The following is a 16,006-nucleotide window of genomic DNA, read 5'->3' as shown; positions in this document are numbered from 1 at the left end:
CGCGGTGCCTCGGGCCAGATCATGGTAAGCGGCTGGTAAACGCCAGCGCCATGGTGCGTTCCCGTTTACCAGCCGTTCACCTTTGTTGGTTCCAAAGTTTAACAAAAACAGTGACTTGCTACTGGAAAGCCAGCTCTCCGCCCAGCTAGGGCGTCATCCGGCTGGAATCCTGCATTGCCCTGTCTGCGGCGACGAGGCCGAGGCAAGCGGAGGCTGTAGGATGCGGAATTACGGGGGTCTTGTTCACGCGGTCGGCGGCTTCGCCAGAGATCGCGGTGGAAATTTCGCAGTCCTGTTCGGCCTCAGCGCCTCGGTCTTGGCGCTGGCTGTCGGCTTCTCGGTCAACGTCTCGCAGCTCTACAATGCCAGATCGAGCCTCCAGAGCGTGGTCGACGCCGCGGTCACGTCGACGGCACGCGACCTGACGACCGGCGCCACCAACGAAGCCGATGCCAACACATCGGTGCAGGCTTTTCTCGACGCCAACAGTCAGGCAGGCATCTTGCAGGCCGACCAGATCGTGCTCGACAAGCTGACTGTCAACAAGACCGCCAAGACGGTCCAGGCCGACGCCCATGTCGATGTCGGGCTGTATTTCCCGATTTTTGGCACGGGCGACATGAAACGCGTCGCCGCCTCCACGACGGCGCTCTATTCGGACAAGACCATCGAAGTGGCGATGATGCTCGATGTGACCGGGTCGATGAGGAAGCGCGGCAAGGTCGACAAAATCGGCGATCTGAAAGCTGCTGCAAAAAACGCCGTCCGGACGATGCTGCAGAACCAGGATCCGAAGAACCCCCGCATCCGCGTCGCGATTGTGCCTTACGCATCAGGTGTGAACGCCGGCAAGCTGGCGGAAAACGTCTATGCCGAGAAGCAAGGGAGCTCTGAACTGCCACCCGTCGCCGGCAGTCCGCTTCTCGTCGCCAAGACGGGCAAAAATCTGCTGCCCTCCTTCAGCGAGTACATCTCCATCGTCGGCGCGGCGATGCCACATCCCGACAACTGCGCCACGGAGCGCAAGGACAAGAACGGCAACGCGGATATGAGCGCCGACGGCCCAGACACGGTTCGCACCGACAAGGAAGGCAAGAAATATTATGCCCTGGTCAATCGGGACGATCATCTCGGCGGGGACATGAACAGGTGCCCTGATGCGGAAGTGATCCCGCTGACCGCCGATTCCGATGCATTGCTTGAATCGATCGAGGACTTCCAGGCCGATGGCTACACGGCCGGCGCGATCGCCATTCAGTGGACCTACTATATGCTGTCGCCGCAATGGCGCACTGCGATCAGAAATGCCGGTCTCGGCAAAGGCGCCTCGGACGCCGATCCGAAGAAGATCGCCAAGGTCGCGATCCTGATGACCGATGGCCAATTCAATACCGCCTTCGCCGGTGCTGGGGACAGCTACAACAGCCAGGGCAACCTTGCGCGCGGCAACGCCGGAACGCTGTGCGGCAACATGAAAAATGACGGCATCGAGATTTTCACCATCGGCTTCGATCTGAACAACAAGGACATGTCGGCAACCGAGCGGGACCAGGCAAAGGCGGTGCTGAAGGACTGTTCATCGAAGGACGCCTCCGCCGCCAAGAGGCATTTCTTCGACGTGTCCACCGGAGCCGAATTGGACGACGCCTTTCAGGAAATCATCCGCAACACCGAAAAGGTCGCATTGACCCAGTAGTCTAGTCCGCAAACGGAAAAGGCCGCCGCTTCTTTCGAAGCCGGCGGCCTTCCGTGTTTCCGTCCGTGGCGCGGCCCTATGGCGATGACCTATGAGGTCACCCGCCGCGCATTTCGCGCCTTAACGGGAAGACTGCTTCCCGAAAGTGCAATCCGCTGAGGCCACGTTCTGGAAAACGAAATCACTCGACATCGGATCACCTCCTTTCGATTTGTTGAACACATACTCATGATGGGGTGCGTTGCAGCAAAAGACAAGGCGCAGGTTTGAAAAAGTGGGAAGGTGCTTTTGGCACGACACTGGGTTGCGGGCTGTCGGCCGGGCAGGCAAGATCATGGCATAGAGCCGAGCGGCAATCCGGGTCGGCCCCTGTGGGAGGGATGCATGGAGGCAGCCGAGAGAGCGGCGCGGATCGTGCGGACGGTTGTCGAGACGCTGAAACCGGGCTTTGCCGTCAAGCTGTGGACCGGGGAGCGGATCGGCCCCGCCATTGGTCCGGTGCTCACCATCAACGACCAGGACATCGTCTGGCAGATCGTGAAGCGACCGTCCCTGTCGACGCTGATCGAGATGTGGATTTCCAAGACGATCGACATCGAAGATGGGACGATCTTCGACTTTTACGCCCTGCCGTCGCAAGGCAAGCTCAGAACCAAGCTCAAGTCGCTGCCGAAAATGGCGATCCTGCGTGACCTGCCTTCCGTGCTTTTGGCGCGCAAGCAGATGACGGCGCGGACCGATCTTTCGGGGCGCAATCCCTATGTCAGCGGTTCGAGCCAGGAGGCGATCCAGCATCACTATGACATTTCGAACGCCTTCTACCGGCTCTTCCTTGACGAGCGCATGGTCTACAGTTGCGGCTACTTCAAGGATTTCGCCAACAGCATCGATCAAGCGCAGATCGACAAGCTCGACCATATCTGCCGCAAGCTCCGGCTGAAGCCTGGCGAACGGCTGCTCGACATCGGCTGTGGCTGGGGAGCGATGCTCATCCATGCTGCGAAGAACTATGGCATCATCGGCCACGGTGTCTCGCTGTCGCAGGCCCAGACCGAGCTGGCCCGTGAGCGCATCCGCGCCGAGGGGCTGGAGGACCGCATCACCATCGAGATCAAATCCTATGCGGAGCTTACAGGCAGCTTCGACAAGATCTCGTCGATCGGCATGTTCGAGCATCTCGGGCTCGCCAACCACGCCACTTACTTCAAGACCATTCATCGTCTGCTGAAGCCCGGCGGCATCTATCTGCACCACGCCATCACCCGGCGCAGCAAGGGCGACATGAAGAAGACCCTGCGCAAGGGGCCGGAGTACAAGGCGCTGCTCAAATACATTTTCCCCGGTGGCGAGCTCGACACGATCGGCATGACAACAGGCAATCTCGAGGCGCACGGCTTCCTGGTCTACGACGTGGAGAATCTGCGCGAGCATTACGCCTGCACCTGTCGCCTGTGGGCGGAGCGGCTGCACGAAAGGTTCGACGAGGCAATCGCCGAGGTGGGCGAAGCCAGGGCACGGCTATGGCTGCTCTACCTGACCGGCTGTTCGATCACCTTCGAACGCGCCTCGGCACAGATTTTCCAGACCGTCGTCACCAAGCGCGCGCGTGGTCCAAGCGGCCTGCCGCCGACGCGGGCGGATCTGTATCGATAGCTTACAGGAAGCGCATCGCGTCGCCGACTTCGACGCGCGCCGGCCGGTCGACCGTGCAATAGACCCCGAGATTGTGGGCGTTATGGCGGACAAGCTTGCGCAGGATCGCCGGATCATGATCGAAGCCATCCTGGGCGACGATGGTGAAACCGCAGCGGCGGCAGGGTTCCGAGATGGTCAGCAGGAGATCGCCGACGGCAAGCTTGCGGCCGATCCATTCCGTTTCGGGAAACGACCCTTCGATTGCCGCCATGTCGACGACGATGTTGGGGCGGAAGCGGCGTGGGTCGGCGACCCCTTCCGGATGCAACGTTTTGAGCCGTGCCAGCGAGGCGGTGGTCAACAGATGGATGGGCGCCTTGCGGTAGCGCTCCGCGGTCAGCGGGCCGGAATAGCTGGGTGCGGCATTCTCGCGGCGAAACGGCCGGATCGAGGCCTCGAAGCCGAGATAGGCCGACACCGCGCGGTCGCTCTCGATACTTGGCGCAGCCAGCCAGTCGCCCCCGGGAACGGCAATCTCGAGTTCCAGGGTCGGCGACAGCCGGGTGCGGATGCGCGGCACCTTGTGCCATTTCGGGTCGCGGTCCGGTCGCGCGATCTCATTGTCGGACGCGTCGACAAGGCCGAACATGCGGTCGCCCTTAATGCTCTTGATGTCGACCGAGATTGTCTCCCGGCGCTCGCCGGCAAGCGAACTCGCCGGATAGCGCCAAAGCTCACTGACAGTGCCGAGCGCGGCCTGCATCAGCTCTTCTTGTTCTGCCGGTTGGCGATCAGGTCTTCGACGACGGCCGGGTCGGCGAGCGTCGAGGTATCGCCGAGGGCGGAGAAATCGTCCTCTGCGATCTTGCGCAGGATGCGGCGCATGATCTTGCCGGAACGCGTCTTCGGCAGGCCTGGCGCGAACTGGAGCTTGTCGGGCGAAGCGATGGCGCCGATCTCCTTGCGGACATGGGCAACCAGCTCCTTGCGCAGTTCCTCGCTAGGCTGCTCGCCGGCCATCAGCGTGACGTAGCAGTAGATGCCCTGGCCCTTGATGTCGTGCGGATAGCCGACGACGGCGGCTTCCGAAACCTTGTCGTGGCTGACCAGTGCGGATTCGACCTCGGCCGTGCCCATGCGATGGCCGGAGACGTTGATGACGTCGTCGACGCGGCCGGTGATCCAGTAATAGCCGTCGGCGTCGCGGCGACAGCCGTCACCGGTGAAGTACTTGCCCTTGTAGGTCGAAAAATAGGTCTGCACGAAGCGGTCGTGGTCGCCATAGACGGTGCGCATCTGGCCGGGCCAAGAATCGGTGATGCACAGATTGCCGTCGGCCGCACCTTCCAGCACCTTGCCCTCGCTGTCGACCAGCTGCGGCTTGACGCCGAAGAAGGGCCGTGTCGCCGAACCCGCCTTGAGGTCGGTGGCGCCCGGCAGCGGCGTGATCAGGATGCCGCCGGTCTCGGTCTGCCACCATGTGTCGACGATCGGAACCTTGCCGTTGCCGACGATGTTGAAATACCACTCCCAGGCTTCCGGATTGATAGGCTCGCCGACCGAACCCAGCACGCGCAGCGACTTGCGCGACGTCTTCTTTACGTGCGCATCGCCGGCGCCCATCAGCGCGCGCAATGCCGTCGGCGCGGTGTAGAAGATATTGACCTTGTGCTTGTCGATGACTTCCCAGAAGCGCGACTGCGACGGGTAGTTCGGCACGCCTTCGAACATCAGCGTGGTGGCGCCGTTGGCGAGCGGGCCATAGACGATGTAGCTGTGGCCGGTGACCCAGCCGACATCGGCGGTGCACCAGTAGATGTCGCCGTCATGGTAGTCGAAGACATATTGGTGCGTCATCGAGACGTAGACGAGATAGCCGGCGGTGGTGTGCAGCACGCCCTTCGGCTTGCCGGTCGAGCCCGATGTGTAAAGGATGAACAGCGGGTCCTCGGCCTTCATCTTCTCGGGCTTGCATTCGGCTTTCACCGTCGCGATCTCGTCGTGGTACCAGACGTCGCGGCCGGGAACCCAGCCGGTCTTGCCGCCGGTGCGGCGCACGACCACCACCTTTTCGACTTTCGTTCCGGCCTTCGCGGCGATCTCGATCGCCTTGTCGGTGTTTTCCTTCAAAGGGATCGGCTTGCCGCCGCGCAGGCCTTCATCTGATGTGATGACGAAGGTCGACTTGCAGTCGTCGATGCGGCCGGCCAGCGCATCCGGCGAGAAACCGCCGAAGACGATCGAATGGACGGCGCCGATACGCGTGCAGGCCAGCATCGCATAGGCGGCTTCCGGGATCATCGGCATGTAGATGGTGACGCGGTCGCCTTTCTTGACGCCGTGTTTCTTCATCACATTGGCGAGCCGGCAGACATGCTCGTAGAGCTCGTTATAGGTGATCTTCTTGTCGTCGTAGGGATTGTCACCTTCCCAGATGATGGCGGTCTGGTTGCCGCGCTTCTTCAGGTGCCGGTCGATGCAGTTGTAGGAGACATTGGTCAGTCCGTCCTCGAACCATTTGATCGAGACCTTGCCGTCGAAGGAGGCGTTCTTGACCTTGCTGAAGGGCTTGAACCAGTCGATCCGCTTGCCGTGCTTGCCCCAGAATTTGTCCGGGTTCTTGAGGCTGTCGGCATACCATTTCAGGTAGGTGTCATTGTCGATCAGCGCGTTTTTCTTCCACGCCGGCTGGACGCGATGGACATGAACCTCGGACATTCCTGACTTTCCTCCCGAACAATCGCCGGCTTGAAATGCCGGCGGGATCGCAGCGACACGGCCGCGAATTCGGCGGCATTATTACCAGTTCCGCCGTTACGGCAACATTAGACGTTGGATTCGCGCGGCGGGATGCCGCAGGTGTTTTTCCCGCCGCTGTCAGCACTCGATCAGCGTCGCTGCTAACTGCATGTTTTCGCGCGGAAAACCCGTTTTCGATCAGGAAAAATCAATAGACAGTTAAGCAACGGCGCGCACACTCTGACGTTGGGAGGAAAGGAGACTCAACCAGGACCGCCCAAGGGGGACTGCCATGCGCGACCATTCCGAAATGGACCTGATGCTCAAAGGCTATGGCCTGACCACGGCCAAGATTCTCTATCACTTTCCCGATCATCCGCATCTGTTGCAGAGCTTCATCTGGCAGGACTACGATCTGGCGCCACAATTTCCGGTACTGATCAAGTTCATCGAGTTCTGGAAGGCCAAGCTGGACGGGCCGCTGCATTCGATCAGCTACACCCACCAGAAGCTGATCGCGCCGAATGAATGGCGCAAGGTGGATGGTGAGTTCGTGCTGCACTGAACGCGGTACAACCGATCTCCCCCGCAAGGGGGGAGATTGGCAGCTTCAACGCCAGTGCTCACACCACCGGCGGATTGAGCCGGGCAAAGCCTTCCTGCCGCCGATACGGGAAGTACGGGTAGGGCGCGGTGACTTCGCTTGCCGCGTCGAGTTTCCTGATCTGCTCCGGCGTCAAATTCCAGCCGACGGCGCCGAGGTTCTGGCGCAGCTGTTCTTCGTTGCGGGCGCCGATGATGACGGAGGAAACAGTCGGACGCTGCAGCAGCCAGTTGATGGCGATCTGCGGCACGGTCTTGCCGGTTTCCAGCGCCACCGCATCGAGCGCATCCATCACCCGATAGAGATGCTCGTCCTCGACCGGCGGTCCGAAGCTTGCCGTGTCGTGCAGCCGGCTCTTTTCCGGCAAGGACTGGCCACGGCGGATCTTGCCGGTCAGGCGGCCCCAGCCAAGCGGGCTCCACACCAGCGCGCCGACGCCCTGGTCGAGGCCGAGCGGCATCAGCTCCCATTCATAGTCGCGCCCGACCAGCGAATAGTAGACCTGATGCGCGACATAGCGTGGATAGCCTTGGCTGTCGGCTTGCGCCAACGACTTCATCACCTGCCAGCCGGAGAAATTGGAGACGCCGACATAGCGCAGCTTGCCGGCGCGCACGAGTTCGTCCAGCGTCGACAAGACCTCCTCGATCGGCGTCCCGGCGTCGAAAGCGTGCAGTTGCAACAGGTCGATGTAATCGGTGCCGAGGCGCCTCAGCGCATCATCCACGGATCTGATCAGCCGCGACCGAGACGAGCCATAGTCGGCCGGCCCATCGCCCATCGGCAGCGCGGTCTTGGTCGAGATCAGCACGGCATCGCGGCGGCCTTTTATCGCTTCGCCAAGCACCTCTTCCGAGGCGCCGTTCGAATAGACGTCGGCAGTATCGAACAGATTGACGCCGGCCTCCAGGCAGATGTCGATCAGCCGCCGCGCTTCCCTGGCGTCGCTGTTGCCCCAGGCGCCGAACAGCGGGCCGGAACCGCCAAAGGTTCCCGCGCCAAATGAGAGTGCGGGCACTTTCAGGCCCGATGCACCGAGACGTCGGTAGTCCATCTTTTTGCTCCTGTGGAATGAAGGGTGTGGAAAGCGGGTTTGCAGAGGACGGTCACGACCGGATGGAGGCAGGCTCGCCGAGCGTGGCGGTGCGATCGAGACGCAGCGCCAGCCCCGCCACACCGAGTGCCGCGAGCGGCAGCAGGGCGGCGACCCAGGTGAGTGAGCCCAGGCCAAGGCCATGGGCAATCACCGCACCACCAAGCCAGGCACCTGCCGCATTGCCGAGATTGAAGGCGGCGATGTTGAAGGACGAGGCGAGGCTCTGGCCGGCACCTTGTGCCTTTTCCAGCACCCACATTTGCAGCGGCGCCACGGTGGCGAAGGCGGCGGCCCCGAGCAGACCGACATAGATGACGGCCATCACCTGGCTGTGGATGGCGAAGGTCATGGTGGCGAGCACCAGGGCCAGCACCACGAGACTGCCCAGCACGGCCGGCACCAGCCAGCGGTCGGCGACCTTGCCGCCAAGCAAGTTGCCGGCAATGAGGCCGCCACCGAAGACGAGCAGGATCGGCGACACGGCCGCTTCCTTAAAGCCGCTGATCTCGGTCAGCAGCGGCGCGATATAGGTGAAGACGGCGAAGACACCGGCATAGCCGAGCACGGTGGTGGCAAGACCGAGCAGGACAGGCGTGCGGCGCAAAACGGCGAGATCGGCGCGCAGATCGCTCTTTTCGGGCGCTGTTCGGCTGCGCGGCACCAGAGCCAGGATGACGGCGAAGGCCGCCAGACCGACCAGTGTCACCGCCCAGAAGGTCGCCCGCCAGCCGAAGGCCTGGCCGAGCCAGGTGCCGAAGGGTACGCCGAGGATGTTGGCGATGGTGAGCCCAGTGAACATCAGCGCGATCGCCGAGGCTTGTCTGTTGGGCGCGACCAGCCCGGTGGCGACGACAGAGCCGACGCCGAAGAAGGTGCCATGGGCGAAGGCGGTGATGATGCGGGCGCCCATCAGCGTCCAGTAGTCGGGCGCCAGTGCACAGGCGAGATTGCCAAGCGTGAAGATCGCCATCAGCGCCAGAAGCACGGTCTTGCGTGGCCAGTTGCCGGTGGCGATGGTCAGCAGGGGCGCGCCGATGACGACGCCGAGCGCATAGCCCGAAATGAGCTGGCCGGCGGCCGTGATCGAAACGCCGAGATCCTTGCTGACATCGAGCAGCAGACCCATGATGACAAATTCGGTGACGCCGATGCCGAAGGCACCGGCGGCAAGGGCGTAAAGAGCAAGAGGCATGGCGATTTCCACTTCGATGAGGAAGAGCGCCGTCCCGCGCCCCGACCCGTGAGATCGTGCTGCGACGCATTGTGAACCAGACTTGCCTTGGGCACATTTTCTGTGAAATAGATTCACAAATGGCCAGACCCGACATCAATCGCTCCGGTGAGATCGAAGTGTTCGTGCGCGTTGTCGAGGAAGGCAGTTTTTCCTCTGCCGCACGCGCCTTGCGCATGACGCCATCGGCGGTGAGCAAGCTGATCGCGCGGCTGGAGGCCCGGCTTGGCGCGCGGCTGGTCAGCCGTTCGACGCGAAAGCTGCAACTGACGCCGGAAGGCACAGCCTTCTACGACAGCGGCCTGCGCATCCTCGCCGACATGGCGGCGGCCGAGCAGGAGGCAGCGGCGGGTGCTTCACCGCGCGGAAGGCTGCGCGTCAACAGCTACGTGCCCTTCGGAGTGCACCGGCTGATCCCGCTTCTGCCTCGGTTCCTCGAACGCTACCCCGAAATCTCAGTCGATCTGGTGCTGACCGACAGCGTCATCGACCTGATGGCGGAACGGGCCGATGTCGCCATCCGTGCCGGGCCGCTGAGTGAGTCACGGCTGGTGGCGCGCAAGCTCGGGCAAAGCCCGGTGGTCGTCGTTGCAGCACCTTCCTATCTGGAGGCGCACGGCACGCCGCTGACGCCAGCGGATCTCGACAGGCACAACCGCATGGGCTTCGGGTTCGTCAGGCATATCGATGGCTGGCCGTTCCTCGACGCGGACGGCCGCGCCATCATGGTTCCCATCACCGGCAACACGCTGGTCAGCGATGGCGAGGCGATGCGGCTGATGGCGCTGGCGGGCGCGGGCGTCGCCCGGCTGGCCCACTGGCATGTGGCGGCCGATATCGCCGCCGGTCGGCTGGTGTCGCTGCTGGAGGCATTCAATCCCGGTGACGAGGAGCCCACCCACGCCGTCTATGTCGGCCAGGGCCGGCATCTGCCGGCGCGGGTGCGTGCCTTTCTCGATTTTCTGGGTGAGAGCGTCCGGCTGACCTGACATCCCGGGAGCCACGGCTCCCGGGATGTCAGCGTGGGCTGTATTTATGCTTTCGGCGTGAACGGCGCCGGGCGGCGGCCCGCTGCCTGGCGCTCCAGCATCCAGCCGGGATATTCGGACGGCAGGGCGCTGACCTCGTCGAGACGAAGCAGATCGTCGCTGTCGAGCTTCACTTCCGTCGCGGCAAGGTTCTGCTCCAGCTGCTCCATGCGGCTGGCGCCGATGATGACGCTCATCACGAAGGGCTTGGCCAGGACATAGCCGAGCGCCACCGTGGCGACGCTGACATCATGCTTTTTGGCGATTTCGCGCATGACGGTAACGGTCGCCCAGGCACGGTCCTCATTGACCGGCGGGAAGTTGAAGGACGCGCGGCGGCCTTCGCCATTGCCGGGCGCGCCGGGGCCGTACTTGCCGGAGAGCAGGCCACCGGCCATCGGCGACCACACCATCAGGCCGAGCTTCTCCTCGTTGAGCAGCGGCACGATCTCGCGCTCGAGGTCGCGGCCGGCGATCGAATAGTAGGACTGCACGGTCTCGAAACGGGCAAAGCCCTTGCGCTCGGCGATGCCGAGCGCCTTGGCGATGCGCCATGCCGCCCAGTTGGAGACGCCGACATAGCGAACCTTGCCGCTGGCAACGAGATCGTCGAGCGCCCGCAGCGTTTCGTCGATCGGCGTCACGGTGTCGGTGCCGTGCAGCTGGTAAAGATCGATATGGTCGAGTTGCAGCCGCTTCAGGCTGGCATCGACCGAATCCATGATGTGGCCGCGTGAAGAGCCGCGCTGGTTCGGACCGTCGCCCATGGCGCCGTGGGCTTTGGTGGCGATGACCACATTCTGCCTGTTCACGCCGAGATCCCTGAGCGACTGGCCGAGCAGCCGTTCGGATTCGCCAAAGGAGTAGACGTCGGCCGTATCGAAGAAATTGACGCCGGCGGCGAGCGAATGGGCAACGATCTCGTTGACGCCCCTCTGGTCGAGACTGGCGATCAGGCCCCATTGGGCATTTTCACCGGCAGCACCGAAGGTCATGGTGCCGAGGCAGATTTCGGAGACGAACATCCCCGTATTTCCAAGCTGATTGTAACGCATGGTGGCGGCTCCAGAGAGTTTGTGATGACGCAAAGCAAATAGGAACGGTACGTTTCGTTTCCAATTGCTGGCTCAACGAGCCCGCCGAGTTGGCCTATAATCCCTCACCGCATCTAATGCCGCCATCAGAAAAGCGCCCGCTGCATTCACCGAACGAGGTTCGCATGAGTATGCGGATTATAAGTCTATAAATCGGATCTTCGTCTTCGGGCGGCGATTGACCTCCTCGACGAAGTCGTCATCCCACACGGGACCTGAGAGAAGATATTCCGCAAGCGAAGGTGTTGCGCCGACCAGCCGGTCGTAGTCCTCGGGGGAGAGTACGACAGCAGTTGGCTTTCCGCGCACCGTGATGGTTTGTGGCCCTTGTTCCCGCGCCTGCCGTACGAGTTTCGACAGATTGTTCTTCGCGTCCTTAAGATGCCAGTTCAAGGGCACTACTCGCTAGATGGCTTCGCTAGTCATATACCAGATGCCGTTGAAGCATGGCAGGGTTTCCGCTCGAACAGATGTGTTCGCTAGTTCCTCGACATGGGTTGGAAGCTATTGGCAGCGAGAATCTATAGCCTCTTTCGGCGGCAGATCGCAAACCTCGGGGATTGGCCTAAACATCTCTCTCGTCGTCATCCACGGGCGGAGCAAGGAGCGCAGCGACGCAGCGCAGACCCGAGGATCCATGCCGCGACATCTGCCGAAGAATGCAGCGGAACAGAATTCTGCACCGCTGCATTTTCCTTGTCGTCACGGCATGGATCCTAGGGTCTGCGCTCCGCTTCGCGTCGCTCCGCCCTAGGATGACGAAGGTGTGGTGGCCTGCAGCCAATCGAATATGTCGGAATTTAGCGACTAGAGACCGGTCTGTGCATCGGAACTATCGGCTGCCGAAGATCGCCGAGCCCACCCGCACGCTGGTGGCGCCGAAGGCGATCGCCGTCTCGTAGTCGCCGGACATGCCCATCGAGAGTTTGGCGACGCCGGCTTCCTTGCCGAGCTTTTCCAACAGCGCGAAGTGCGGGCCGGGGTTCTCATCGGCCGGCGGGATGCACATCAGGCCCTCGATGGCGAGGCCATGCACGTCGCGGCAGCGGGCGACAAAGGCCACGGCGTCGCGGGGCTCGATGCCTGCCTTCTGCGGCTCGGAGCCGGTGTTGACCTGGACGTAGAGCTTCGGTGCGCGGCCCTGCCTGGCGATCTCCTTGGCCAGTTCGGCGGCGATCTTCTCGCGATCGATCGTCTCGATGACGTCGAACAGCGCCACAGCCTCCTTGGCCTTGTTGGATTGCAGCGGGCCGATCAGATGCAGTTCGATGTCGGGAAATGCGTCCTTCAGATCAGGCCATTTGCCTTGCGCCTCCTGCACGCGGTTCTCGCCGAAGACGCGCTGGCCGGCCTCGATGACCGGGCCGATGTCGGCAGCGTCGAAGGTCTTTGAGACCGCGACCAGCGTCACGACGCCGGCTTCGCGGCCGGCCTCGCGCTCGGCGGCGGCGATCTTCGCCTTGACCGCAAAAAATTGCTGAACGGCGTCACCCATATGCAAATCCTGCTGTTTTGACCGGCGTTTTTGTCAGACGCGATACCCATATGGTTGACGGGTTTGCCAAACCATGGTGAACACCCGGACCACATTCCCTGAACTGCCGAGCCATCGCCCGCAGTTCGCGCCTGCTTTTAAGTGAAAAACGTCCCATGGCAACCGAACGATACAATCCGCGCGCGTCAGAGCCCAAATGGCAGAAGGCCTGGGACGCCAAGAAGCTGTTCGAAGCGCACAATGACGATCCGCGCCCGAAATACTATGTGCTGGAGATGTTCCCCTATCCGTCGGGGCGCATCCATATCGGTCATACCCGCAATTACACGATGGGCGATGTGGTGGCGCGCTACAAACGGGCCAAGGGCTTCAACGTGCTGCATCCGATGGGCTGGGACGCCTTCGGCATGCCGGCCGAAAACGCGGCGATGCAGAACAAGGTCCATCCCAAGGAGTGGACCTACCAGAACATCGCCACCATGCGCGAGCAGCTCAAGGTCATGGGCCTGTCGCTGGACTGGGCGCGCGAATTCGCCACCTGTGACGTCGACTATTACCACCGCCAGCAGATGCTGTTCCTCGATTTTGTCGAGAAGGGGCTGGTGACGCGCAAATCCTCCAAGGTCAACTGGGATCCGGAGGACATGACGGTGCTCGCCAACGAGCAGGTCATCGATGGACGCGGCTGGCGCTCGGGCGCGCTGGTCGAACAGCGCGAACTGACGCAGTGGTTCTTCAAGATCACCGACTTCGCCCAGGATCTGCTGGATTCGCTCGACGGCCTCGACGAATGGCCGGAAAAAGTGAAGCTGATGCAGCAGAACTGGATCGGCCGCTCGGAAGGCCTGCTGATCCGCTGGCCTCTGGCCGACGCCTCTGATGGCGAGCATGAGCTGGAAGTCTATACGACAAGGCCCGACACCATCTTCGGCGCTTCCTTCATGGCTGTCGCCGCCGATCATCCGTTGGCCAAGAAGGCCGCTGCGGACAATCCGGCGCTGGCGAAGTTCATCGAGGATATCGGCCATATGGGCACCTCGGTGGCGGCGCTGGAGACAGCTGAGAAGAAGGGTTTCGACACCGGCATCCGCGTCGTCCATCCGTTTGACGACAACTGGACGCTGCCTGTCTATGTCGCCAATTTCGTGCTGATGGAATACGGCACCGGCGCCATTTTCGGCTGTCCGTCCGGCGACCAGCGCGACCTCGACTTCGCCAACAAATACGGCCTGCCGGTGATTCCGGTGGTGATGCCGGAAGGCGAGAATCCGGCGACGTTCCAGATCATCGATGAAGCCTATGTCGATGACGGCGTGATGATCAATTCGCGCTTTCTCGACGGCATGAAGCCGGATCAGGCTTTCGACGAGGTCGCCAAACTGCTGGAGCAGAAGACGATCGGCAACCGGCCGATGGCCGAGCGCAAGGTGAATTTCCGCCTGCGTGACTGGGGCATTTCGCGCCAGCGCTACTGGGGATGCCCGATCCCGATGATTCATTGCGAGGGTTGCGGCGTGGTGCCGGTGCCGAAGGCGGACCTGCCGGTGAAGCTGCCCGACGATGTCGATTTCGATCGCCCGGGCAATCCGCTCGACCGGCATCCGACATGGCGCCATGTGAAATGTCCGCAATGCGGCAGGGATGCGCGGCGCGAAACCGACACGATGGACACGTTCGTCGATTCGTCGTGGTACTTCGCCCGCTTCACCGCGCCGTGGGCGCATGAACCGACCGATCCCAAGGCGGCCAACGAATGGCTGCCGGTCGACCAGTATATTGGCGGGATCGAGCACGCGATCCTGCATCTGCTCTATTCGCGCTTCTTCACCCGCGCCATGCGCGAGGCCGGCCATGTCGATCTGGCCGAGCCGTTCAAGGGCCTGTTCACGCAAGGCATGGTGGTGCACGAAACCTATCGCGTCGGCTCGGCATCGAATGGCCGCTGGCTGGCGCCCACCGAAGTTCGGCTGGAGGATGTCGACGGCAAGCGCAGCGCCATCGACATCGCCACCGGCGAGGCCGTCACCATCGGTCCGCTGGAAAAGATGTCGAAATCGAAGAAGAACACGGTGAGCCCGGAAGACATCACCGATGGCTACGGCGCCGATACGGCGCGCTGGTTCATGCTGTCGGATTCTCCTCCCGAGCGCGATGTCGAGTGGACCGACGATGGCGCTGCCGGTGCGCATCGCTTCATCCAGCGCATCTGGCGCCTGGTGTCGACGGCGGCCGAAACACTGGCCGGCATCAAGCCCGTGGCGGCCAGCAGCGGTGAGGCCGCGGTGGTTTCCAAGGCCGCGCACAAGATCCTGAAGGCGGTCGGAGAGGATATCGAGAAGCTCGCCTTCAACCGCGCCATCGCCCGCATCTACGAACTGGCCAACGCGCTGACCACGCCGCTCAACGAGGTGGCCGAAGGCAAGGCCGATGCAGCGCTGAAAGGCGCCTGCCGGCAGGCGGTGGAGATTCTCGTGCATCTGATAGCGCCGGTCATGCCGCATCTGGCCGAGGAGTGCTGGGCAGCGCTTGGCGGCACCGATCTCGTTGCCGAACGGCTTTGGCCGGTCTTCGATCCGGCGCTGGTCGTCGACAACGAAGTCACCTATCCGGTACAGGTCAACGGCAAGAAGCGGGGGGATTTGACAATTGCCCGCGACGCGGACCAAGGTGCGGTCGAAAAAGCGGTATTGGCTCTCGACTTCGTGCAGAAAGCACTCGAAGGGAAGGCTCCGCGCAAGGTGATCATCGTGCCGCAGAGGATCGTCAATGTCGTTGCCTGATCGGGAAAAGACAGAGTTGAGCCATTTGCTGCGCCGCATAGCGCTTGCCGGCCTGATAGGTTCGCTCGCGCTTGTCTCGGCCTGCACGGTGCGGCCGCTCTATTCGAGCGCGCCACTGTCGGGTTCGCAGGCCAGTGCCAGTGCCGAACTGGCGTTGATCGGCATCAAGCCGGTCAATACGCGTTACGGCCAACAGGTGCGCAACAATCTGATTTTCGGGTTTGGACGAGGCGCCGGCGAGCCGGCCTCGCCGGCATATTCGCTCAATCTCGGCGTGACCGAAGCGGTCGAGTCCGCGGCACTCGTGCAGGTCGGAACGGATGAAGACGAACCGACCGCCGGTTCCGTGACGCTGACCGGCAGCTATACGCTGGCCGATGCGAAGACCGGCGTGGTGATCGCATCCGGCAAGCGTTCGATCACCTCGTCCTTCGACAGGCCGCGTCAGGAATTCGCCGCATACCGGGCGCAGATCGACGCCGAGAATCGCGCTGCGCGAGAGTTGGCGGAAGCGCTGCAGCTGTCCATTGCCCAGGACCTTGTCCGGCACGGCAAGACCGGCTAGCGCACCTCATCGCTCCACGGAAACGGTCTGGCTCCAGGCATGA

At 62.4% G+C, this 16,006-nt stretch carries 13 protein-coding genes; 6 read left to right on the top strand and 7 right to left on the bottom strand.

The window, feature by feature from the left end; genetic code table 11:
• Window positions 1–220: 220 nt before the first annotated feature.
• Window positions 221–1,696: a TadE/TadG family type IV pilus assembly protein gene (locus tag NKI69_RS22690; protein ID WP_352722558.1), complete on the top strand. Its 1,476-nt coding sequence runs from the start codon at window positions 221–223 to the stop codon at window positions 1,694–1,696.
• Between the two features lie 384 nt (window positions 1,697–2,080).
• Window positions 2,081–3,349, top strand: coding sequence for a class I SAM-dependent methyltransferase (locus tag NKI69_RS22685; protein WP_352722557.1), 1,269 nt, complete (start codon window positions 2,081–2,083; stop codon window positions 3,347–3,349).
• Between the two features lies 1 nt (window position 3,350).
• Here NKI69_RS22685 and NKI69_RS22680 read toward each other — a convergent pair whose 3' ends face one another.
• The gene (locus NKI69_RS22680) at window positions 3,351–4,094 is read right to left on the bottom strand and encodes an MOSC domain-containing protein (RefSeq protein ID WP_352722556.1); all 744 of its coding nucleotides are present in this window, start codon (window positions 4,092–4,094) and stop codon (window positions 3,351–3,353) included.
• A complete protein-coding gene (gene acs, locus NKI69_RS22675; protein WP_352722555.1) occupies window positions 4,094–6,049 on the bottom strand; it encodes an acetate--CoA ligase in 1,956 nt (651 codons plus the stop codon). The genes NKI69_RS22680 and acs overlap by 1 nt, the downstream gene beginning before the upstream one ends.
• A gap of 313 nt (window positions 6,050–6,362) precedes the next feature.
• Between acs and NKI69_RS22670 the strand changes: the two genes are divergently transcribed.
• Window positions 6,363–6,635 carry an usg protein gene (locus tag NKI69_RS22670; RefSeq protein ID WP_109664371.1) on the top strand — a complete coding sequence of 91 codons (273 nt, stop codon included), beginning with the start codon at window positions 6,363–6,365 and terminating at the stop codon, window positions 6,633–6,635.
• Window positions 6,636–6,693: 58 nt separating this feature from the next.
• On the opposite strand, the gene NKI69_RS22665 is transcribed toward NKI69_RS22670, so the two are convergent.
• Together NKI69_RS22665 and NKI69_RS22660 are read right to left on the bottom strand one after the other, a co-directional pair.
• Window positions 6,694–7,728 carry an aldo/keto reductase gene (locus NKI69_RS22665; RefSeq protein ID WP_128304069.1) on the bottom strand — a complete coding sequence of 345 codons (1,035 nt, stop codon included), beginning with the start codon at window positions 7,726–7,728 and terminating at the stop codon, window positions 6,694–6,696.
• A gap of 52 nt (window positions 7,729–7,780) precedes the next feature.
• Window positions 7,781–8,962, bottom strand: a complete 1,182-nt coding sequence (locus NKI69_RS22660) for an MFS transporter (RefSeq protein WP_128304068.1) — start codon at window positions 8,960–8,962, stop codon at window positions 7,781–7,783.
• A 119-nt stretch (window positions 8,963–9,081) separates the two neighbouring features.
• Between NKI69_RS22660 and NKI69_RS22655 the strand changes: the two genes are divergently transcribed.
• Complete coding sequence (locus tag NKI69_RS22655; protein ID WP_023811745.1) at window positions 9,082–9,990, top strand: LysR family transcriptional regulator; 909 nt, start codon at window positions 9,082–9,084, stop codon at window positions 9,988–9,990.
• 44 nt (window positions 9,991–10,034) lie between these two features.
• Here NKI69_RS22655 and NKI69_RS22650 read toward each other — a convergent pair whose 3' ends face one another.
• The 3 genes from NKI69_RS22650 to NKI69_RS22640 form a co-directional block, all read right to left on the bottom strand.
• The gene (locus NKI69_RS22650) at window positions 10,035–11,084 is read right to left on the bottom strand and encodes an aldo/keto reductase (protein ID WP_128304067.1); all 1,050 of its coding nucleotides are present in this window, start codon (window positions 11,082–11,084) and stop codon (window positions 10,035–10,037) included.
• Window positions 11,085–11,261: 177 nt separating this feature from the next.
• Window positions 11,262–11,516 (bottom strand): type II toxin-antitoxin system Phd/YefM family antitoxin, encoded by a 255-nt coding sequence (locus NKI69_RS22645; protein ID WP_352722554.1) that lies wholly within the window; start codon window positions 11,514–11,516, stop codon window positions 11,262–11,264.
• 439 nt (window positions 11,517–11,955) lie between these two features.
• On the bottom strand, window positions 11,956–12,618 hold the full coding sequence (locus NKI69_RS22640; protein WP_128304066.1) for a YggS family pyridoxal phosphate-dependent enzyme: 663 nt from the start codon (window positions 12,616–12,618) through the stop codon (window positions 11,956–11,958).
• A gap of 155 nt (window positions 12,619–12,773) precedes the next feature.
• Here NKI69_RS22640 and leuS point away from each other — a divergent pair, with 155 nt between their 5' ends.
• A complete protein-coding gene (gene leuS, locus NKI69_RS22635; protein ID WP_352722553.1) occupies window positions 12,774–15,398 on the top strand; it encodes a leucine--tRNA ligase in 2,625 nt (874 codons plus the stop codon).
• Window positions 15,385–15,963 (top strand): LPS assembly lipoprotein LptE, encoded by a 579-nt coding sequence (lptE, locus tag NKI69_RS22630; RefSeq protein ID WP_023811749.1) that lies wholly within the window; start codon window positions 15,385–15,387, stop codon window positions 15,961–15,963. Before leuS ends, lptE begins: the two co-directional genes overlap by 14 nt.
• The last annotated feature ends 43 nt before the right edge of the window (window positions 15,964–16,006 follow it).

The organism is Mesorhizobium sp. M0491 (genome assembly GCF_040321265.1).
In the GTDB taxonomy this organism is placed as follows: domain Bacteria; phylum Pseudomonadota; class Alphaproteobacteria; order Rhizobiales; family Rhizobiaceae; genus Mesorhizobium.
Note: the sequence above shows the minus strand (reverse complement) of the source record. Positions and strands in the feature narration are given on the sequence as shown.

Excerpts from the sequence above, each read along its gene's own strand:
- NKI69_RS22690 (WP_352722558.1), top strand. The coding sequence starts at position 221 with ATGCGGAATTACGGGGGTCTTGTTCACGCGGTCGGCGGCTTCGCCAGA.
- NKI69_RS22685 (WP_352722557.1), top strand. The coding sequence starts at position 2,081 with ATGGAGGCAGCCGAGAGAGCGGCGCGGATCGTGCGGACGGTTGTCGAG.
- NKI69_RS22680 (WP_352722556.1), bottom strand. The coding sequence starts at position 4,094 with ATGCAGGCCGCGCTCGGCACTGTCAGTGAGCTTTGGCGCTATCCGGCG.
- acs (WP_352722555.1), bottom strand. The coding sequence starts at position 6,049 with ATGTCCGAGGTTCATGTCCATCGCGTCCAGCCGGCGTGGAAGAAAAAC.
- NKI69_RS22670 (WP_109664371.1), top strand. The coding sequence starts at position 6,363 with ATGCGCGACCATTCCGAAATGGACCTGATGCTCAAAGGCTATGGCCTG.
- NKI69_RS22665 (WP_128304069.1), bottom strand. The coding sequence starts at position 7,728 with ATGGACTACCGACGTCTCGGTGCATCGGGCCTGAAAGTGCCCGCACTC.
- NKI69_RS22660 (WP_128304068.1), bottom strand. The coding sequence starts at position 8,962 with ATGCCTCTTGCTCTTTACGCCCTTGCCGCCGGTGCCTTCGGCATCGGC.
- NKI69_RS22655 (WP_023811745.1), top strand. The coding sequence starts at position 9,082 with ATGGCCAGACCCGACATCAATCGCTCCGGTGAGATCGAAGTGTTCGTG.
- NKI69_RS22650 (WP_128304067.1), bottom strand. The coding sequence starts at position 11,084 with ATGCGTTACAATCAGCTTGGAAATACGGGGATGTTCGTCTCCGAAATC.
- NKI69_RS22640 (WP_128304066.1), bottom strand. The coding sequence starts at position 12,618 with ATGGGTGACGCCGTTCAGCAATTTTTTGCGGTCAAGGCGAAGATCGCC.
- leuS (WP_352722553.1), top strand. The coding sequence starts at position 12,774 with ATGGCAACCGAACGATACAATCCGCGCGCGTCAGAGCCCAAATGGCAG.
- lptE (WP_023811749.1), top strand. The coding sequence starts at position 15,385 with ATGTCGTTGCCTGATCGGGAAAAGACAGAGTTGAGCCATTTGCTGCGC.